Source organism: Erwinia tracheiphila (genome assembly GCF_021365465.1).
Lineage (GTDB): Bacteria > Pseudomonadota > Gammaproteobacteria > Enterobacterales > Enterobacteriaceae > Erwinia > Erwinia tracheiphila.
In genome coordinates this window covers 158,229-177,586 of sequence record NZ_CP089932.1, presented here as the reverse complement: position 1 = coordinate 177,586, position 19,358 = coordinate 158,229, and the positions used below count along the sequence as shown (strand labels likewise).

The following is a 19,358-nucleotide window of genomic DNA, read 5'->3' as shown; positions in this document are numbered from 1 at the left end:
ATTATTATTTATAGTATTCTGACCAAATCCCGGTTTTTTTCTCCCTCTTATAGATATCATCTGATAGTAATAAAATCATGTTAAGAATTTCATCTTTAAAAATCTCCTGTGGAAAGATAAAGGCTGGCGTCATTTTGTAAATTTTGTGTAAAGATTGAATAACCTCTGCACGCTGCTTGATAAAGAGTGATGACATGAATTGATCATTAAATTTCTTCAGTTGTGGTTTAAATCCAGTACAATTAACAATTCCCTTCATGTAAAGGCCAACAACATCATCCTCAGATATCGGCTGATTTTCATTTTTCAACTGGTCATAAAATGTCAGCGCACGAAAGTTATCGTTGAGTAACAGATCAAGCGTATGAAGCACCCGCGCATCAGATAATTTAGCGTTGAGTGGCCCAAACTCGGCAAAATGAATACCGGGCTCGTTTGCTTTCATATCAGCTATAAGTGCTGATAAGGTGAAGACCAATAAACGCTTACGGTTCTCGAAACCAAACTCATCTATCCAGTCCTGATAGATAAAACCTGCTGGAATATTCAGGCCAAGAAAGCGTAAGTAGCTGTTCCTGAGATCTTTGGCGGTCAACGGTCTGGTATCTCCCTGTGTGCTAAACCGTTTAGCCAGGGAAGCAACATTAATGCCTGAACGCATTTTTTGTTGTTCTCCGAACTTTTCCAGATCTTTTATCGCTTCTTTAATTTTCTTTTTAGCTAACTCAGATACCCAGCGACTTAATAACAACTGTCGCAACGCCATCATCAAATCACTGTCGTCGGGAAAGAGTCCTCGTGCAAAATTGAGAATGTTATTTTGCGTCTGCAAACGAGGCACCTGCTTAATAAGTGTATCAAGTTTTTCTTCCGCGTGATCTTCCAGTATTGAAGAATAGTAGTCATTTTCTTCACTAATATTTTTTCTGTTCGTCCGATTAAATCGACCAAACATACTCAGCATACCGGACAACTCTTCACTGGCGTTAAATAACTCACTCTGTAGGTCTACGACAGGTTCATATACTGTATTTTCGGCTACAACTTTGTTATTTTTTGCAGTATTTGCTGCAGAACGATCATCGATATTTTTAATATCTACCGAGCCAGGTATGCGTATACTCATATTAATTTACTCATTCCCGTCCGAATTTTTCATATTATCACGAAGCATTGAAACGGTTGATTTTAACGTAAGAGCTTCCTGAGCAGAGCCGTACCCTAGAACAGGGTTGTCATTAGACCTGCCCTGCCAGGTTTCTCCACTTGTTAATAAACGAGGCTGAATGAGAAACATGCGCACCATTTTTTTTCGGGTAACATAATTATAATCAAATGCTCTTCCCAGTAGAGGAATATCACGCAACAGTGGAACCCCGACGTTGTGCCGGGTATCTTCATCACGGCTGTACCCTCCAACCAACAGACCATATCCAGCAGGAACGCGTGCCTCGGTACTGATTTGCGTATTATTCACGATCGGTAAATTATCAACAAAAGCGGTTTGCCCATTGGAGCCCAGCGGTGTACCACCATCCTGAATGTTGAGGATCATTTCAATTTCGCGCCGATCTTGTGTCAGCCGTGGCAGGACACTGATCATCGTTCCATAAGTGACCTTTTCAAGCGAGGCTGTCCGTTCTCCAACCAACTTAGTATAAAAACTGGTATTATTATCAAATAGCGCGGGTACATTTTCTTGGGTAAGTATTTCAGGGCGAGAAACAATTTGCGCGTTGCCCCTTTGAACCTGTGCGTTCACATCAGCGAGAAAATGAGCGCTGTTTGAAGGGGTAAGCGTGCTGCTGTTCACTGTGACACCTGTGTTGCCCAATGTAAGCGCACCCTCCCATCTGACCCCTAATTTATCCACCTGGTCTTTTGATATATCTATAATCCATAGCGAGAGTTGAATTTGTTGTTTAGCAATATCCATTGCCTGCACCAGGTCTTCAACAAAACTCACCTGGCGTGGAGAACCCTGGATCAGCAGGCTGTTGGTATCCGAGTAAGCAACAATATTCACCGTATCTTCTCGCGAGCTACTGGCGTCGCTGTACGCTGATTGAGAAGGTGCAGAGTTAAATAATGGTAACTGCGGGTAAAGCCCTGTCTGGTCTGCTGTAGCAGCCTGCATTGCGCGCTGAGTATCATTATCTACGGTAATCTTAGCGGCACCGATCGGCACTCCACCACGCAGATTATTAAGCAGCTTATTTAAAACCGTGGCCACGCCCGCTATCGTCACCGGTGTATCACGCTGTATATAGGTTCGATCATTAACAAATGTATTTTTCAATTTAATGACGCGTATAGAGACTTCACCCGTTTCCGTTCTGGAATACGTAGTATCAATATACTTTGCTGCAGCCGAAATTAACTCTACATATACTGGCGGCCCGGAAACATAAAACGAACCCGACTGGCCATCAGAACGCAGAGGGAATCGATTATCGTACAGTCCTGAAGAGCGCAAAAAGGCCACCAGTCTGTCATAAGGGGCAAACGATAGTTTGACAACACTGCTTTGAACTTCATTACTGTCATAAACATAAATAGAGCTACCATCATCGTACCAAATGAGTCCTGTACGGATGGCGACAGTTTTCAGTAATTCATCAGGGTGACTCAGATCAAAATTACCGGAAATACGTTTTTTCGCCGCTTCATTACTGACAATCACCGGTTTGTTCAGGGCTGAACCCAAAACATAAAAAAACTGTTTTACATTATTATCGCTGGCGACATAAATATCTTCCGATCTATTCGGATGATCTGAACTGCGATACTGGTTAGTCTCATTATCAGGTGTATTAAGTAATCTTGCAGCCGCATAATTACAATTTAAGACAGCTAATAATAAAACTATTAAATGAAATAGTTTCTTGAAGAAATTTCTATTCATGGAGAAGGATGCCTATTTTTTTAAACTCCCTTGGAGTGATGCCGAAAAGTAACTTTATTTCACTGGAAAAATGCGATGACGATGCATAACCATTATTTCCAGCTACCACAGCAATGGAGCTATCTTCTTCGATAAGTTGTAATGCACTGTGCGCAGCACGCCACATACGCAATTGTTTCTTTGGCGCACAGGTAAAAGCATTGTGGCAAAGTTTTCTGAACTGAGATTCCGAGACACCATAAGCCTTACTTGCGTTATAAAGCTTACAGGTATCAGCCTCACCATTTTCATTCATAATGAGCGACAGCAAAAAGTGTGCTATCCAGTAGTTTTCCATTCCTCGTATATATGAAAAAAGACTGTTTATATGATTTATACCACCCTGCAGCACATTTTTTACCAGAAGTTTTATCAATGTTTCATCATCGCTTTCCACAAGAGAAACAAAGTGACTACTGGTATTGAATAAGACGGGGTAGGCTACGTTTCTTTTTCCACTATCTTTTTTCATATGCGACGACAGATTACCAGAACTTAAATGGTAATCGAAAAACGCAATCAACGTAGAGAGTTGTGCTATGGAAATGGATTCCACAACCCAGCTTCCATCAAAGCGTACTTTAAAACAACCTTTAGCCAGCACTAAATTTGGTCCGTTTAAATATCGTTTACCACTATCCATATCTTCCTGAATTAATGGAATAAAAAGCCGGGACTCCCTTTCCATCGGCCTGGAGAAGATCATCATACTATTAAATACAAAGTTATTATTATTTATCGTAGTAAAGGTTGATATTAATCCTGTTTTTCTTATATTTTTACTTTTGGCAACTAAATAATCACCTTTCTCATCTGCCAGTAGTGCAGGCATAAAACTCAACCTCCCAGATAACAGGTATGATGTGGAATGGAAAGAATACTGCGATTAGTCTCAACCCTCGTAAAAAGACATGTCAACACTAAACGTATAAAGTGAGATACCTCTTGTAATAACAAGCCACCTAAGATCTAAATAAGACGAAATTTCTTGATCCGATCTACACCTTTGAGATATCATTTTAATTTATTGCTTTACTGATCTGATATTTTACCAACAGGCTATATACACACTTGGCTTAATTAACATTGTATTAACCCTGTTAAACGTGGCTTATTTAAATATGAATAGCGATCAAATAAAGAACGTATCAGCTGACTATTCTGAAGAGCCAGCACAGATATATTGTCTGAAAGTTCTTTTTGGCCCAATGCTTGGCTGTGAGCTTCACCTTCCGGAAGGGGATTATTTTTTAATAATCGAACCTGGACTGGCACTTCAGGATAAAACAAATAATATTACATCCGAGCAACAGCATGCAGCACACTATACACTTAATACGCTTTACATACCCTGCGACAAACCTTCTCCGAACATCATATTAAGGCTATCAAATTCGTTAGAAGAAGGTGGATTCAGGCTTGAACTGCAAGATAGCGCTGGTTTTTCTACCGATATCATTGAAGAAAATAAAATTTTCTCACACGAACACATCCATCTTGCCTTAAAACGACATGATGCCGACTGGGAAGAAGCGATTACTCACTTCAATCTTCTTCCTGCCAAAAGTAAGGCAGAACACGAGGATAATCTCCAACATAGAATTAAGAAAAGAAAAGAGCTTATTTTTTTAATCGCTTTTTTACTTTTAGCAGTACTATTTATCGGCACAGGTATTCTTTGGTATAAAAAAACTGAATATAACCAACAGGTCTTAACACTGACTGAAGTGCTGTCTGGCGCTCCGACTCCACTTCAGGTAGTAAAAGGCCGTGATGGCAAAAAAATCTATGTCCTCGCTCACAATTTGCCGGAAATGGAATGGTCTACGCAGGCGATACGTAAAATGAATGAGAGTCACCGAGTAATACCAATATGGTTGCGGCAACATGGTCAGGATACCATCAGACGACTTTTCCAGGCTGGCTATCCGGTATTGCAACTTGATTTTAATTCTCCATCACATCCGGTTATCTCTCTTTATCGAGATCCGTTACCTGTTGAAGAAAAAAAATTAAAATCAGCGTTGCTTGAGTACCTTCCTTTTTCTGACGATATAAGTATAACCATAAAAACTAAAAGTCAGCTTTTAGCTGAGGCACGTCAAGGCCTGGATCGTTTACATGTTCCCTACCGTAAGATTGATACAGCCAATGGATACGCACTGGTAGTCAAAGATGCGTTAAGCGATAGCGTACTTTTCGCGTTGCGCGATTTTATCGTCGAATTTAATAGAAAATGGGGAAGCAACGTCATTAATTTCTCTATCAATCTTGATGAAAACTGGTTACAGAATAAGTCTTATGTTGATTCCCCTGATGGCTATCTTTTTTTAAACCCAAGACACTGGTATTTTCCTCTTAACAAAGTGAGATAAAAAATGGCTATACTTAGAAATGTTGGTTATACCCCATCCTTCGATGAGAATAATTATCTTGATGGTACAGCAGGTGGATTTGAGACTGGCTCGACGAATTTGATGACAGAGCTGGAAAAAGCACAGCAAGCGCTGCAGCAGGATCCATCCAATCCCAGCACCCTTGCTACATATCAGTCAAAACTTTCAGCTTATACGCTTTTTCGTAGTGCTCAGACTGCAGTAGTGAAAGCATATAAAGACGTAGGTTCGAATATCATTCAAAACTTCCGTTAATATTATTGGTGCGATTTTACGCACCTTCTATTTTTAATGAACTGAGGAGAAAAGATGAGTCATATCAATGAAACATTACACTCACTGGTCCAAATAACCCCAGGGCAATCAGAACGAGAGGAAACATTCTCCTCCAGCGTTCACGATCAGAATTTTAATAACCTGGTTAGTAGCACATTCAGACAAATTAGCGAGACAAATACGCAATATAAAGATGTTATCAACAAGCTAAGTCAATCCCCCGGATTTACCAGTAACCCTGAAAAGCTATTAGCGCTGCAAAATTATGTTGGGGAATACAGTAATCATATTTCTCTTGTTAGCGCCCTGGCACGTAAAACCGTCAGCACCATTGAGACACTGGAAAAGTCGCAATAATGCTAAAGAAATTATTACGCATCCTGTCGTTCTTCACCATTGTACTTCTTCTTTCTGCCTGTAAAGAAAAAGCGATACTGGACAATTTAACGCAGGAACAAGCCAATCAGGTACTCGCTATTTTGCAACAGCATAATATTTCTGCAGATAAGAGCGGTACATTGAAAGCGGGTTATAGTATTACTGTGAACAACAGTGACATAACAGTTGCGCTCTCAGTGATTAATCAATATCAGCTGCCCTGGGCGGCTGATGTGCAGATAAGACAGGCTTTTCCCGACAGTTCTCTGGTTGCTTCCCCTAATGCTGAACAGGCTCGCGTTATCTCTCTGCAAGAGCAACGGCTCGAACAAACGCTGAGAATAGTGGCTCAGGTGGTGAACGCTAAGGTCCATATCAGCTACCCTCCTTTCGATAACGGTTCAGCCAATAAAAGACCCAGTGCACATGTGGGCATATTAATTTCTTACAAGGGTGAAATGGATGAAAATACTTTTGTGTCTAAAATTAAATCTTTGATTAAAAATAGTATAAATGATGTGCGATATGAAAATATTTCAATCGTACTTTTCCCTGCGTCAACAATTCAATACTCCTCTCCGACAAAATTGCCGGAAGCAATGCCAGAATTATGGGAAATAATTATATCACTCATTATTATATTCGCACTAATAATAACAGGCTATCTGATTTTTAAATCCAGTCAAACGGGGCTAACAAAAAAAGAACTTGTTTCCGAATCAGGGGAAGAGGGAGTAAATCAGAAATGAAATATGACTTCGACAATTTATTAAATATACTTTATTCCCCATCGAACTATACTCACGATAGTTATTTTTCAGACTTTACGGTTAGTAGGGATATATTAGGTGATACGCTAGTCAATTATTGGCTGATTGAGTATTATAAACTTGAGGATCTGCCAAAAGATTGGGCCCCGAATGGTATAGTCATCTCGCTCCTTCTTAATCACTGGCAGATATTATCCGCAGCAGCTCATTTCGCTGGAGGTTATCTCATGCGCGATCAGTTAATGAAACATGCAGCAACCCTGGCGACTGACTCGCGTCTGCTCTCTTTTATCTCATTACCTATTCTTTATCAGGCTAACATAGAGAATGAATTTTCAGATACTCACTTCACCACCATTGAGAATGGTGCCGCCTTTATTATGAGCATTGCAAGCACACTTCCACGCGCGCTGCAACAAAGATTAGCATTGTGCTTTGCTCATAACATGAATAAACCGCCATGTGTTGCAAATCCAACACCAGACAACCTCAATCTATTAAAGATGTCGATTATTTATGCGAGTAATTGATTCCAGCAGCCTTCCCGACGAAGTGATTGCAACAGGTCTAATTAAGTCAAAAGAACGTAAGCAACACACCAGAATGACAGAAGCGCTGGAACGTACGCTTACCCGTTGTAATGAAATCACCGATGCATACCAAAAGCATACGGTACAGCTTAGAGAAAATTGTGAAAAAGAAGGCTACACCGAAGGATTCCAGCTTTTCTTCTCACAGCTCATTTCAATGCTTGATGAGTACCAAAAATTACAAGATGAGCGCTTCGAGATCTTTCAGGAAAATTTTAATACTTCACTAAAAGAATCTTTTTATGATCCGGTAATAGTTGATCGCATTATCCATCATCTTCAGGAAAAAATCGGTCATCAAAGAAATCTAAAGATTATTATTCCCCGAAGGGTTCCGATACCTGAAGGTGCCGAAATATCAAACTACCGCTTTACTGATGACGATAATATTACGGTACAAAATGATAGTTTAGCCATTAGATTCCCAAGTGAATATCTCTGCACACAATGGGTTAATGAATCCATGTTAAATCTTAAGATAATTAATAAGAAGATCCATAGTTTAATCCCTGACACGCTTGAAGTTATTGGTCAACATCTCATTGCAATAGCTCAGGCAGAGCAACTCACATCTTCTTACGAAAGCAGCCTCTATGAGGAAGAGGAAGAGGAAGAAAATGACAAAGATAATAAATGACAGTAACAGCCTTCCCATCAATAATACTGATAACTTACGGGCAGAGGACAATTATCACAGTGACTTACTGGACTTTATAAGAGAAAATAAACCTAGTGGTACAAGTGAATATGATGCCAGTAATCTAAGTGAATTTTTGCAGATAATCAAAGATCGATATAAATTATCGGATGCTCATGCAGCTCCTACACTTTCTCAACTTAGCAATACATTGCTTTATGTTAATAGTGAATTGCGAAAAGAAATCAATACTAACACTCCTGAAGATATCAATCTTCAGGACTATGTTTACAATCACCTGAACAGATACACTACGCAGTTAATTGGTGTAAATATGTTTTACGATAGTATGATTAAAAAAATTCTCGATCCCGATGAAAATGAGAAAATGGAATTATATTAATATCCTTTTTTAATTTTAACTACCATCAGAGTATTATGTTGATAGTTAAATTTTTATGCTAAGAGCCTGTCCCAAAAAGCGTCATCTTATAATGCATCCCGGTCATATCTGAGGGCAAAGCATGGCAGGCGGTAAAGGGCAGATTAGCGATGAACTCCGGGACAAAATCGCTCCGCTTATCCCGGAACACAAAACCCGCCATCCTCCGTGTACACGCCGAAAACGTGTTGATAATCGGGCCGCAATGAACGCCATTTTCTTCGTCCCCAGCACAGCCTGTCAGTGGAATGCACTCAATGCCACAGGGATAGGTTCATCAGCTTCTGCACCCCGGCGCTTCCGGGAACGGAGAGACGCAGGTGTCTTCGGGCGTTTCTGGCAGAACAGGGCAGGCTGACGGCCGCAAATTGAAAACCGTGCCGTCAGCCTGACCCGGAGTTGCCATTCACTGGTTCGAATATGTATGATCTGGCTACATATTTTGCTCAGAGACCACCACCATGATGACACGTAAAAGTATCGACACCGTCCTGCTCTCCGTTGCCGCTGATAAGCTTTCCCAGCGTGAATGGGACTGGATTAAGCTGATGAAGCCCATGGCTCCACCTCCGGCAATGGTCGCCAGCGCCATACTTGAGCATCGTCACGATGCAGCAGCACTCACCCGACTACAGGAAGCCGGAAATTAATCTGTCCCGTGGTTTCTGATTTCAGCCCCCGTCCGCTCAAAAAGCTCTTCACCACCAACCAGTGCTGGGCTTCCTTTCTGGATACCGGCGGCCTGCGTGATATCGAAGTTGAAGCCGTCACAAAAATGCTGGCCTGCGGCACCCGCATCAGCGGCGTGAAAGAGTATGCCTGCGACAACGCGCAGTGTCCTCACGTCAGGTACATTACCAACGCCTGTCACAGCCGTGCCTGTCCGTCCTGCGGTAAAAAGGCCACAGACCTGTGGATTGCCGCGCAGCTTAACCGCCTGCCGGACTGCGACTGGCAGCATCTGGTCTTCACCCTGCCCGACACGCTGTGGGCCCTGTTTGAAGCCAACCGCTGGCTGCTCAACGACCTCTGCCGCCTGGCCGTCGACAACCTGCTGTATGCGGCAGGAAAACGCGGGCTGGATATCGGTATATTCTGCGCCATTCATACGTACGGCCGCCGCCTTAACTGGCATCCCCATGTCCACGTCTCCGTCACCTGCGGCGGTATTGATGAGCACGGAAAGTGGCGAAAAATCAGCTTCCGTAAGGACGCCATGCGCACCCGATGGATGTGGAATGTCCGGCAGCGCCTGCTGGATGCCTGGTCAGAAGGCATTGCGCTTCCTGTGGAGCTGATGCATATCACCACAGACTCACAGTGGCGGACGCTGATACTGACTGCAGGCGGACAATGCTGGTACGTATACATGTCGAAAAAGACGGCGGGAAGTAAAAACACCGTAAGATACCTGGGCCGGTATCTGAAAAAGCCCCCGATAGCCGGTTCCCGGCTGGCGCACTACGCCGGCGGCGCCACGCTGAACTTCCGCTATCACGACCACAATACGGGTCAGCAGGCCACGGAAAGGCTGACGCAGCATGAAATGGTAAGACGTCTGAAGCAGCATATCCCGGAGAAACACTTCAGGATGGTGCGCTATTTTGGTTTTCTGTCCAACCGGGTGTGCGGTGAAAGACTGCCGCAGGTATACAGCGCGCTGGGTATGGATAAACCGGATCCGGCGGTGAAGATATGTTACGCGCAGCTGAGTAAGCAGTTCCTGCGGCGAGACCCGTTCGAATGCGTGCTGTGCGGCGGGCGAATGGTTTACCGTCGTGCGGTAGCTGGTCTGAATGTGCAGGGGCTGAAAATCCACGCACGGGATATCAGTCTGATGAGGTATATCCCGGCCTGACGCAGGGAAGATCCGCCCCGAGCACTCTGATAGCCTGAAAAACAACCAGAAAGAGCGCAAATCATCACCAGTCAGTGGCTCGCCGACGCCCTCGCGGACACACAAATCAAAAATGATTAAATTTCAACCAATTCATTCCGGCGCTGAAATGGTTTCAATTTCCTATACGTGAACATAGCGCCCTTACAGGGCGAGCGTCACGGCTCTGCCGTTCCGAGGGTGTTCATGACCGGCTCACAGCTTTATACTCTGCGGTATGTTAATTTCTCAGGAAATCATTCACATGGCCCGTAGCAAAGCCCCCAGAAAGCGTAAACCCACGCCCTCGTCCCGACGCGCTATACCCGGATATCCTAAGCGTTTTCTGGTGTCCATTCCGCCCCGGAGCGATTATGACGACCCCGACGAGTTTTTTACGACACTCCGCAGGATGCCATTCGTCACTGTGTCCACCTGGGGCCACAGTTTTTCCTCGATACACACTTCGACCCGCCTCTCGTCTGCATCATCCGCGGCTTTGAGCCGCCTGACTCACCCGACGGCGATGTCGTCCTTGAGTCCATGCCAGCCGATGTGTTTATTATCGCCACAGAATCCGGCATGCTGCCGGTGACCTTCGCTCCCTGGGATAAACACACCGACAACTGGGCCGATGACTGTGACGACTGGCACTATAATACCGGTGCCACTGCAGAGCGATAATCCGCCGCATGTATATCCCGCGCCCGGCAAAACTGCTGTTCACCACTGATGACGCCTGGAACCGGTATATGGATAAACACGGGGACACCCTCAGCCCCTGGACCGTACTCTGCGTCGAGCGCATGCTCGCCTGCGGCACTGCTGCCATGGGGGTGAAGCGATACTGCTGCGCCTCCCCGGACTGCACCCACACCCGCTTCTTCTGCCAGACCTGTAAATCAAAAGGCTGCAGCTCCTGCGGACATAAGGCCACGGAGCAGTGGATTACAGAACAACAGCAAATTCTGCCCGACTGCGACTGGCAGCATATCACCTTCACCATGCCCCATCTGCTGTGGCCCTTTTTCAACAATAACTGGCCTCTGCTCAATGCCCTGTTCCGCGCAGCCACCCGCGCCATGCTCCGCTGGGCCAGAAAACAGGGTGTGGAAGTCGGTATCTTCTGCGCCCTGCACACCTACGGTCGCCAGCTCAACCAGCATCCCCACATTCATCTCTCCGTCACCCGCGGCGGGCTTGATATTAAACACGGCGTATGGCGCGACCTCTTCTTTAAAAAGCATGCCGTGGAGGAAATCTGGCGCGGAGCCGTCATCCGGCTGCTGCGCCACAGCTATGACCTGATTAACCCCGGCAGGCTGCCGGGGCTGGGGCATATCCACGACAAAAAACAGTGGCTGCGCTATCTGCAGGCGCAGTACGGGCGCCGCTGGAAGGTCCACTTCGCGAAGAAGACCCGGGGGGCCTGGCGGAGCGTCAAATATCTGGGCCGGTACCTGAAACGGCCCCCCGTGTCGGCGGCGAAGCTGAGGCACTACAGCGGCGGCGCGGTGGTGCACCACTATTACGACCACCGTACGCAGCAGTACCGGCAGCAGACGCTGACGCAGGAAGATATGATCGGACGTTATATCAGCCATATCCCGGCGAAGCATTTTAAGATGGTGCGTTATTACGGTTTTTTATCAAACCGTAAACGGGGTAGCCTGCTGCCGAAGGTGTATGAAGCCCTGGAGATGGAAGCGCGGAAAAAACCGGAGAAGCCCGGCTTCGCCGCGCTGATGAAAGAATTTCTGCGCACGGATCCGTACAAATGCATTCTGTGCGGCAACCGACTGCGCTTCAGCAGTGCGCAGGCCGGGAGGCACGCGTCGGAGTTGGTGGCAGAAAGACTGCATAACATCGACCGGAAACGATGGCTTCTGGCACAGACTGCGGGATAAGTGCGTCTGAAAAACAGCTTTCAGGTTAAAAACGCGCCGCAAATGCCATTTTATGACCATAACGTTCCCGATGGCACATCATTACTGCATTACAGACACTGCTGCTCATGGTCAGGAAATTTTTAAAACGATGATTCAGTTTCCTAACCATGAACGGATCACTGGCCTGTGGACACCCCGGACTGCTCATGGATGGCGGTATGACAACATCACCGCTGCCCGGGACAAAAAAACAGGACGCAACCCCACGGACAGAGGGAAACAGGGCGTAAAGCCCAGTCTGATGACAGATACCGGGGGCTTCCTCTGTCACGGGTCGCAGCAGCAGACAGGCATGACATCAAACTGGTGGCGGACACACCCGGTGCTCTTCAGACGGGGCGTCCGGGGCAAAAACCCGGACTCTGCCCGGACAAAGGCGACGAAGCGCCCGGGCTGAAAACAAACCGGTTGAGCCGTCGTGACGAGCCTTATATCCCGCCCCGTAAAAGAGGAATGAGATGCCAGTAAACCACGAACTTCAGGGCCAGTCACCGGGTCGTCGGGAGGACGCACAGCCGGATGAACCGGTTTCGCCGGCCCCTGACCCGACGGGAAAAGACGCCTGAGAATGACGGGGTCCTGTTGTGTTTTTCCTGTGGTCTTATTGTCTGGAATAACGTTCTGTTGATACAGGCGCTAAGGCAGATCGTCGATAATTTCACTCTTTGCTACAGGCGTTTTTTGATATCTCGTTTTTTCCTTTATTGATAAAGTCCCTTTCTAGCGTATTTAGTTGTTTTTTATTATAGGAAGTTTATTATGCCAATTAAATCATTTGACGTTCACAATCATTATCACAATACAGGAACAAGCAAAAGAGTTACTGAAGCCATTCTGGTTAATCCCGATACTGTGAGACAACTTACCACTAATTTAAAAACCATTACCAATAATAATGGTTTTTTCAACCCATTTACAACCAGCAAGCACGTTGAGAAACTTGAAGAACTAACGAATGCCAGAACTGTTGATCCAGGCCAGATACAGGTAACTGCACGAAACGCTAAACATTTTTTTAGAGACAACTATAACAACCTTTTGAATTCTCTTAATTCAACGGGCGGACGCATCCATGATAATTCTCAGGCGAGTCAAGATCTTCAAAACGCCTATCATGCTTACCAAATAACAAAAAGCATTCAGAATAATGACAATAGCCTGTTATTACACAGTCGTAATATCAAACCTCTTCTGAATGGATTAAAAAGCAATATTAATAATTTACATGGTGATAAAAAAACACTTCAGGAAAAGGTTGTAGATTTAGAAAACGTAATTAATACCGAAAGTGCTAATACAAAAACGAAGTTAAAATGTGCACAAGAAATGAAACATCTGCTCAAATCCCATTATCTGGACCTCAACAAAGAAGTGAAATCAAGCAGTAAATTAGATGACAATTATTCTAAGGTAATCGATAGTTCTAAAGCAGCCCTTCAGGCTTATCGGACAGCAAAAAGTCTTCAGGCTCATCTATCGGCAATGCATTAAAAATTTAATTAATGCTATCAGAAAGTAAAACTAAAGAGCCACTCACTTAATCATTGTGGCTTTTTGCTTTCCTTAAATAATATTTCGGAGAATGTCTCTTATACCTCTGGCTGAACGACTTGCGATCGCCAACAACGGCTGAAATCCATACTTCCTAGAATTTGACGACAGCATTAATTCGTGGGCCATTAAGCAGATGCCAGCACCTTTTATAAGTTACTGGCATGCTTTTCCCCTCCTGCTTTTGTCAACGCACTCCAGTTTCAGGCCTGCAAACACCAGAACAGACAGCTGGCGTTATCTTTCCCGATAGCAGCTGGTTCACATCATCCTTACCCGGCCCCATAAGGTTCCGGCAGACACCGACAGCTGCTCAATATGCTCCCCATGAGCATATTATGACAAATCCGCAAACAGGGCATTGAACCCGGCATTTTCGCTGTCCTGCATACAGTTGACCGCGCTTTACCGATTACGGCCTATTTCTTACTTTTCATCTGTTGAAGCACATTTTTACCCTGATTTTGCTTATTATTACTGGGTGAAATCAGCGCCAGGAGCACAGCCGCTGGGGTGACCACCGCACCCAACGCAACGGCTGCCCCCCCGCTAGCAACGGACCCGCCTCACACCCGCATCCGGGTTTTTTAAAGGTGCCACGCACATACAGTGGTGAACGCAGAGTGATAATACGAAACCTTTGCTCTCAGGATTGATTGACAGCTCCATCCGTTCGTTGGCGAAGTTAGTGGTACCGATAATATTAATCACCGCGTTTTCCGTATCGAACACAAACAGGCGGCTGGATGCCAGCCCATTGGTAATATTCAAATCAGCGGCCGCATAATTGATGCGTATCTCGTCATCGCCAAACCATTCCCCCATTACGTAACTACCCACGTTAAGGCCGACGATCTCCATCAGGCTACAGCTAATCACCCCATCATTCATTAACAGTTTCAGTTCTCCATTACTGGTTGCAAGGATATCTGCACCGAATTTCCCGTACCGCTCAGGGTAGCATCCCCGTTCATCTGCCCCATGCTGCTTTGCATCGCCTTGACCCCGGGAAACAACTGCCTGAGCTTCAGATTACGGACATGAAGGTCTGCTCTGGCCCGCATTTGCGTGGTATCACCTGCCATGTGGATCATGGTATTGAGATTGCCGCCTGCCATGCAAAAACGCAGTGGACCCAGCAGTAGATCGCCGTTTTTCAGTACCAGTCGTATGTATATATCGCTTAACGGCAGCGAGTCGCTGTGCTCAATGCGTTTGCCGTTAAATTTTACGTCAGCATCCATCACGTCCCAGCTTTTAGTATCAAATTTATCATGCGGCAACACATGATCGGCTGGCTGACGGGATGCCCCCCCTCGCTACCTTCGCTTTTTCCGTTTTGTCGCTGCCCTTGCCTGATTTGATACCAATCAGCGGGCCAAGATCGGCCATGTGTAGCTGGCGGGATTCGAGCGTTCCTTCCAGTTTGGGGCAAAGTTTTATCTGGTTCCAGGTCATGGAACCGTAAATATCACTGTCGCCAATATGCCCATTGACGTTTTCATAATGAAACACTGGCCCCGTTTTCTGCTGGAACCGGGCAATCAAATGACCATCCGTTTCATAAGGTGGCGTATCCGGCAGTAAGATACCCGTCAGACCATACAGGTTAGCCAGTGTATCACCCGCAAAACGCAGGCGGATGTTAACACCGCCGAGGTTAAGCGGGTCCTGCAAACTGCCCGCAACCTGCACGTACGTGGTGCCATTGCGCACATCAGCCTGTATCGGGAAAGGATTGATTTTGCTACACAACGAGAGCATGCCGCCGATTTTTCCCTCACCCTGCAGCTTTTCGGTGTTACAGGTTCCGCTGGCTTGCCAACCGAAAACAAAATCCGATGCGTCTTTGCTGGCAACATCGTCTTTACTGCCCGCTACCTGCGCATACGGAACAGGCTTGCCAAGAGGAGACCCCGCAATCTTCACATCTGCCTTGTTTATCGCGTCGCGGTAAACAATATTTCCCCGATCGAACAAAATATTATCAAGGCGGAAAGACCACGCGGACGGTTGCCGATTGGCATCGGCTGTATCGCTGCCTGCCAGATTAAATGCCCAGTTATTGTGGCGATCGGCGGTCTGGATCAGCCGGGCGTCAGGCTGCTGCAATTCTATCCAGGGAATAAATACCTGTTTGTGCAGCGGCGCTTCCACCCGCTGTAAATGCACCATAGTGATTCCAGGGATGTCTGGCGGGTTGCCCAGCATGATGTCTTCGGCGTGGATATGAGGCCACGACACCCCGAGATCCCCCCGGATGGCAAAAGGCCGGTTAAGTTCTGCAGAGGCTTTCTCATTGATGGTCGGTTCCAGTCAAATGTTGCGATGACAACCACCGCGACTACCAGCAGCAGCAAAAAAATACCGACTATCCAGCTCGCTATTTTCCCGTGCGTAACATGCTTCGTCCTCTTCCGTACTTCTCTGTTCAGTTAAAGCGTCGAGGCAAACAAAAACAGCATCAGACGGGATGCGGCTGTCGTTCTGTTTCATTATCTGCCGTGGTCACACCCGAACAGGGCCGTCGGGTTCACGGGGTTATTTTTAACGCGCCAGAATTGGACGTTCGTTCGCCCCGTCTTTTTCACGTTATCAAACCGGTGTCTCAGTGAGTTTTCACTGCCTGAAATAAAACAGCGTTTTAAAATATTGACACTGCCAGATACGGCGGCGAGACTGAAACAAATTCAGGATGAGTTAATGGACATGAAAAAAAGAAATATCGCCGTTATTGGCGAATGTATGATTGAACTTACGAAGAAAAACAATGGACTGAGCCAGGGATTTGGCGGCGATACGCTGAATACGGCAGTCTACCTTGCACGCCAGGTCGCACCATCCGAGCTGAACGTCGAGTACGTCACGGCGCTGGGTACGGACAGCTTCAGCAGCGAGATGATTAACGCGTGGCAGCAGGAGAACGTCGGAACGATGCTGGTTCAGCGCCTGGAAAATAAGCTGCCGGGTTTATATCTGATTGAAACAGATGCACAGGGCGAGAGAACCTTTCTCTACTGGCGCAACGACGCCGCCGCCCGTTTCTGGCTGGAAAGTGAACACGCCGGAAAAATATGTCAGCAGCTTACTCACTATGACTATCTGTATCTCAGCGGTATCAGCCTGGCCATCCTCAGCCCGCAGAGTCGGGAAACACTGATGGCGCTGCTGGTCACCTGTCGAAAAAACGGCGGGAAGGTAATTTTTGACAATAATTTCCGCCCACGGTTGTGGTCATCACCCACGGCAGCACGCACAGCCTACCAGGCAATACTGGCCTGCACTGATCTCGCCTTTTTGACGCTCGACGATGAAAAGCTGCTGTGGGGGGATACCTGCATTGAACAGGTGATCACCCGGACTCACGCGGTGGGCGTCAGCGAAATCGTGCTGAAACGTGGGGCTGAATCCTGTGTTGTGTCGCGTTATCAGCAACCGTTGATTGATGTCCCTGCCATCAGGCTTGCCGCCAACCGCATTGTCGATACAACAGCCGCCGGGGATTCCTTTAGCGCAGGTTACCTTGCCATCAGATTAACCGGCGGCAGTGCAGAAGACGCGGCAAGACGCGGACATCTGACAGCCAGCACGGTGATTCAGCATCGCGGGGCAATTATTCCACTTTCGGCGATGCCCGCCTGAGTCAGTCTGCCCAAAACCATTCAAGTCGGTGAACCGCACATCTGAAGATGCTCAGGGCTATAGCGGTAACCGACTTTTTGCTATTTGCCGCAGCACTTACCTCCAGCCAGCTCTGTCACCGTCTGGCAAACCGCGGCAAAGAGAGCAGCCAGGCGGTCAACAAAAAGTCGATGGTCTGTCGACGGCGCGGTACAGGTATTTCCACTGCCCTCTGACCCTGATGTGGGTTTCGTCCATGCGCCAGTGGTGCCCCACAGCGCGTTTATACCGGCGAAATGCCCTGTCCGGTAACGGCACCAGACGGATGACCCGGCGATGGCGTGTGGAAGGGGCAACGACAGTACCGCGCTCCGCCATCATTTCTTCCAGATTACGCAGGCTCAGGGCACAGGCCAGATACCCGCGGACGCACCGGGCAATAATGTCGACGGGATAGTGCAGGCGTTTGAAGGATGTCAGGATCGGAGACATGGGCAGGTAACATCACAAAAAACAACATGTTCCCTGATGGCTACTTAATGCGACAGGACCCCATAAACGGACACGTCAGCACACGCCAAATATGTTTCAAAAATCGACTAATTCGCTGCGCCGTAAATTTCGGCGGTTCCGGCACAGAACCCCAACACAGGGATAATCACAACCAAGGAGCAGGTATGGATCACGCGCTACTGAATATGTCTCGCACAGGTGGAAGAAATCAGGCATGGGCTGAAACCATGGTAAACCTTGAGGCCAGAAAGCTGGTGAGTACAGCGAATAAGCTGGCCACAGCCCACCTTCAGGACGGACTGACCCGAATAAACTTTGTCCGGGAGATACAGGCGGTTGTCGAACAGCAGTTCGCCGCTGCACAACGTGCAACATCCGATGAAGAGTGTATGGCGTGCATCAAAAACCTGAGAGCAGAGAACGAAATCCTTGAAGAGCAGGGGCGGATGCTACGGATGAAAACTGCAAAACTTTACGCCCAGGTGGAGTTCGTACGGGAAAATAATAAGATTGTCGGCTATATGATCAGTGCCGTTAAAATTATTGCGTCAAGTTTAACCTTAATTGCTGGCGGTGTAATGATCGCAACAATGCCAGCTATAGGAGTATTAGCTGGTGCAATCCTTGTGGCCGATGGCGCTAACGGTATAACAAAGGAGATTGATATATTAACAGGTGATACAAAATCAACATCAGAAGGAATATTTGGCGATGGCGCAATGCAATTAGCAAAATTTATGGGATTTAAACCTGAGTCTGGATTGGCAGCTTATAATGCCATTTCTCTGACTGCCAGTGTTTACAGCATTGTCGGATTGTCCAGACGGCCTGAAACATGGAGACTATTCCGCCACATTCCAGCAGATTTTTACCGAAAAATAAATACCATGAGCCATCCCAAGCTTACCATGAAGATAGCCGGTTATGGCGTTAAGGCCAAAGTGATATTTGACCTTCTCAGCAAAGAAAATAACTAATTTTTACTCCCCCTACAGAACCGCCAGCATTTAAATGAAATAACTGGCGGCTGTATAAATACTAATATAATAGATGCTATTATCAAACCTACACCGTAGGATATAAGCCTATCATAAGGTGGAAAAAACAAAGAGATAATAAAAGACAAGCAAAAAAAAGATAAAATAAAAATTAAAATTTTAAATCTTTTCGCTAAATCCCTTACGATTTCCTCCAGAGTTCCTCCAAAGCTATAAATATTATTATAGATATATCGTAACTCTCGCTTGGTGAAACCCGATTTCAAAAGGCTCTCTACGCTGAACTCCATAACACTAACATCCTTATCTGTTAATTCACCCACTCAATAATCACAAAATCAGTCTGAATTTACCATAACACCCGTTAGCAGAACCACCTGTGTAGCACCAATATAGTAATGTCACTTTTCTCCCATT

18 protein-coding genes and 3 pseudogenes are annotated in these 19,358 nt (G+C 46.2%); 16 read left to right on the top strand and 5 right to left on the bottom strand.

All coding sequences use genetic code 11. The annotated features are described in order from the left end of the window. Nucleotides 1-4 precede the first annotated feature (4 nt). From sctW to LU633_RS00895, 3 genes are read right to left on the bottom strand one after another with little or no spacing between them, the layout of a single operon-like run. Nucleotides 5-1,126: a type III secretion system gatekeeper subunit SctW gene (sctW, locus tag LU633_RS00905; RefSeq protein ID WP_016191508.1), complete on the bottom strand. Its 1,122-nt coding sequence runs from the start codon at nucleotides 1,124-1,126 to the stop codon at nucleotides 5-7. 6 nt (nucleotides 1,127-1,132) lie between these two features. Then, a complete protein-coding gene (gene sctC / locus LU633_RS00900; RefSeq protein ID WP_016191509.1) occupies nucleotides 1,133-2,905 on the bottom strand; it encodes a type III secretion system outer membrane ring subunit SctC in 1,773 nt (590 codons plus the stop codon). Next, nucleotides 2,898-3,776 (bottom strand): helix-turn-helix domain-containing protein, encoded by an 879-nt coding sequence (locus tag LU633_RS00895; protein ID WP_016191510.1) that lies wholly within the window; start codon nucleotides 3,774-3,776, stop codon nucleotides 2,898-2,900. The genes sctC and LU633_RS00895 overlap by 8 nt, the downstream gene beginning before the upstream one ends. A 289-nt stretch (nucleotides 3,777-4,065) precedes the next feature. Here LU633_RS00895 and LU633_RS00890 point away from each other — a divergent pair, with 289 nt between their 5' ends. From LU633_RS00890 to LU633_RS00825, 14 genes and pseudogenes are all read left to right on the top strand, one after another. Further along, complete coding sequence (locus LU633_RS00890; protein ID WP_016191511.1) at nucleotides 4,066-5,319, top strand: PrgH/EprH family type III secretion apparatus protein; 1,254 nt, start codon at nucleotides 4,066-4,068, stop codon at nucleotides 5,317-5,319. Nucleotides 5,320-5,322: 3 nt separating this feature from the next. Further along, nucleotides 5,323-5,595: a type III secretion system needle filament subunit SctF gene (gene sctF / locus LU633_RS00885; RefSeq protein ID WP_016191512.1), complete on the top strand. Its 273-nt coding sequence runs from the start codon at nucleotides 5,323-5,325 to the stop codon at nucleotides 5,593-5,595. A gap of 54 nt (nucleotides 5,596-5,649) precedes the next feature. After that, complete coding sequence (sctI, locus tag LU633_RS00880; protein WP_016191513.1) at nucleotides 5,650-5,973, top strand: type III secretion system inner rod subunit SctI; 324 nt, start codon at nucleotides 5,650-5,652, stop codon at nucleotides 5,971-5,973. Then, entirely contained in the window at nucleotides 5,973-6,743 is a 771-nt protein-coding gene (sctJ, locus tag LU633_RS00875) for a type III secretion system inner membrane ring lipoprotein SctJ (RefSeq protein WP_016191514.1), read from the top strand. Before sctI ends, sctJ begins: the two co-directional genes overlap by 1 nt. Then, nucleotides 6,740-7,294, top strand: a complete 555-nt coding sequence (locus LU633_RS00870; RefSeq protein WP_016191515.1) for a type III secretion system protein — start codon at nucleotides 6,740-6,742, stop codon at nucleotides 7,292-7,294. The genes sctJ and LU633_RS00870 overlap by 4 nt, the downstream gene beginning before the upstream one ends. Further along, on the top strand, nucleotides 7,281-7,991 hold the full coding sequence (locus LU633_RS00865) for a hypothetical protein (protein ID WP_046372121.1): 711 nt from the start codon (nucleotides 7,281-7,283) through the stop codon (nucleotides 7,989-7,991). Before LU633_RS00870 ends, LU633_RS00865 begins: the two co-directional genes overlap by 14 nt. Then, complete coding sequence (locus tag LU633_RS00860; protein ID WP_016191517.1) at nucleotides 7,972-8,394, top strand: hypothetical protein; 423 nt, start codon at nucleotides 7,972-7,974, stop codon at nucleotides 8,392-8,394. The genes LU633_RS00865 and LU633_RS00860 overlap by 20 nt, the downstream gene beginning before the upstream one ends. Before the next feature lie 121 nt (nucleotides 8,395-8,515). Beyond that, nucleotides 8,516-8,779, top strand: a pseudogene (locus LU633_RS00855) (IS5 family transposase); the annotation flags it as partial. A 115-nt stretch (nucleotides 8,780-8,894) separates the two neighbouring features. Further along, nucleotides 8,895-9,083 (top strand): hypothetical protein, encoded by a 189-nt coding sequence (locus LU633_RS00850; RefSeq protein WP_020322936.1) that lies wholly within the window; start codon nucleotides 8,895-8,897, stop codon nucleotides 9,081-9,083. An 8-nt stretch (nucleotides 9,084-9,091) separates the two neighbouring features. Next, a complete protein-coding gene (locus LU633_RS00845) occupies nucleotides 9,092-10,291 on the top strand; it encodes an IS91 family transposase (RefSeq protein WP_046372110.1) in 1,200 nt (399 codons plus the stop codon). A gap of 561 nt (nucleotides 10,292-10,852) precedes the next feature. Then, nucleotides 10,853-10,993: a hypothetical protein gene (locus LU633_RS00840; RefSeq protein ID WP_161796965.1), complete on the top strand. Its 141-nt coding sequence runs from the start codon at nucleotides 10,853-10,855 to the stop codon at nucleotides 10,991-10,993. Nucleotides 10,994-11,001: 8 nt separating this feature from the next. After that, the gene (locus LU633_RS00835; protein ID WP_046371879.1) at nucleotides 11,002-12,216 is read left to right on the top strand and encodes an IS91 family transposase; all 1,215 of its coding nucleotides are present in this window, start codon (nucleotides 11,002-11,004) and stop codon (nucleotides 12,214-12,216) included. Nucleotides 12,217-12,346: 130 nt separating this feature from the next. Beyond that, the gene (locus LU633_RS26045; protein WP_407646979.1) at nucleotides 12,347-12,655 is read left to right on the top strand and encodes a hypothetical protein; all 309 of its coding nucleotides are present in this window, start codon (nucleotides 12,347-12,349) and stop codon (nucleotides 12,653-12,655) included. Between the two features lie 362 nt (nucleotides 12,656-13,017). After that, the gene (locus LU633_RS00825; protein WP_016191521.1) at nucleotides 13,018-13,749 is read left to right on the top strand and encodes a hypothetical protein; all 732 of its coding nucleotides are present in this window, start codon (nucleotides 13,018-13,020) and stop codon (nucleotides 13,747-13,749) included. A gap of 479 nt (nucleotides 13,750-14,228) precedes the next feature. On the opposite strand, the pseudogene LU633_RS00820 reads toward LU633_RS00825, so the two are convergent. Further along, nucleotides 14,229-16,244, bottom strand: a pseudogene (locus tag LU633_RS00820) (AsmA family protein). 274 nt (nucleotides 16,245-16,518) lie between these two features. On the opposite strand from LU633_RS00820, the gene kdgK reads away from it, so the two are divergent. Then, complete coding sequence (gene kdgK, locus LU633_RS00815; RefSeq protein WP_016191523.1) at nucleotides 16,519-17,451, top strand: 2-dehydro-3-deoxygluconokinase; 933 nt, start codon at nucleotides 16,519-16,521, stop codon at nucleotides 17,449-17,451. Nucleotides 17,452-17,602: 151 nt separating this feature from the next. On the opposite strand, the pseudogene LU633_RS00810 reads toward kdgK, so the two are convergent. Further along, nucleotides 17,603-17,922 (bottom strand): annotated as a pseudogene (locus tag LU633_RS00810) (DDE-type integrase/transposase/recombinase); the annotation flags it as partial. 185 nt (nucleotides 17,923-18,107) lie between these two features. Between LU633_RS00810 and LU633_RS00805 the strand changes: the two are divergent. Then, complete coding sequence (locus LU633_RS00805) at nucleotides 18,108-18,920, top strand: DUF4225 domain-containing protein (protein ID WP_016191525.1); 813 nt, start codon at nucleotides 18,108-18,110, stop codon at nucleotides 18,918-18,920. Nucleotides 18,921-19,358 lie beyond the last annotated feature (438 nt).

Excerpts from the sequence above, each read along its gene's own strand:
- sctW (WP_016191508.1), bottom strand. The coding sequence starts at position 1,126 with ATGAGTATACGCATACCTGGCTCGGTAGATATTAAAAATATCGATGAT.
- sctC (WP_016191509.1), bottom strand. The coding sequence starts at position 2,905 with ATGAATAGAAATTTCTTCAAGAAACTATTTCATTTAATAGTTTTATTA.
- LU633_RS00895 (WP_016191510.1), bottom strand. The coding sequence starts at position 3,776 with ATGCCTGCACTACTGGCAGATGAGAAAGGTGATTATTTAGTTGCCAAA.
- LU633_RS00890 (WP_016191511.1), top strand. The coding sequence starts at position 4,066 with ATGAATAGCGATCAAATAAAGAACGTATCAGCTGACTATTCTGAAGAG.
- sctF (WP_016191512.1), top strand. The coding sequence starts at position 5,323 with ATGGCTATACTTAGAAATGTTGGTTATACCCCATCCTTCGATGAGAAT.
- sctI (WP_016191513.1), top strand. The coding sequence starts at position 5,650 with ATGAGTCATATCAATGAAACATTACACTCACTGGTCCAAATAACCCCA.
- sctJ (WP_016191514.1), top strand. The coding sequence starts at position 5,973 with ATGCTAAAGAAATTATTACGCATCCTGTCGTTCTTCACCATTGTACTT.
- LU633_RS00870 (WP_016191515.1), top strand. The coding sequence starts at position 6,740 with ATGAAATATGACTTCGACAATTTATTAAATATACTTTATTCCCCATCG.
- LU633_RS00865 (WP_046372121.1), top strand. The coding sequence starts at position 7,281 with ATGCGAGTAATTGATTCCAGCAGCCTTCCCGACGAAGTGATTGCAACA.
- LU633_RS00860 (WP_016191517.1), top strand. The coding sequence starts at position 7,972 with ATGACAAAGATAATAAATGACAGTAACAGCCTTCCCATCAATAATACT.
- LU633_RS00850 (WP_020322936.1), top strand. The coding sequence starts at position 8,895 with ATGATGACACGTAAAAGTATCGACACCGTCCTGCTCTCCGTTGCCGCT.
- LU633_RS00840 (WP_161796965.1), top strand. The coding sequence starts at position 10,853 with ATGCCAGCCGATGTGTTTATTATCGCCACAGAATCCGGCATGCTGCCG.
- LU633_RS00835 (WP_046371879.1), top strand. The coding sequence starts at position 11,002 with ATGTATATCCCGCGCCCGGCAAAACTGCTGTTCACCACTGATGACGCC.
- LU633_RS26045 (WP_407646979.1), top strand. The coding sequence starts at position 12,347 with ATGATTCAGTTTCCTAACCATGAACGGATCACTGGCCTGTGGACACCC.
- LU633_RS00825 (WP_016191521.1), top strand. The coding sequence starts at position 13,018 with ATGCCAATTAAATCATTTGACGTTCACAATCATTATCACAATACAGGA.
- kdgK (WP_016191523.1), top strand. The coding sequence starts at position 16,519 with ATGAAAAAAAGAAATATCGCCGTTATTGGCGAATGTATGATTGAACTT.
- LU633_RS00805 (WP_016191525.1), top strand. The coding sequence starts at position 18,108 with ATGGATCACGCGCTACTGAATATGTCTCGCACAGGTGGAAGAAATCAG.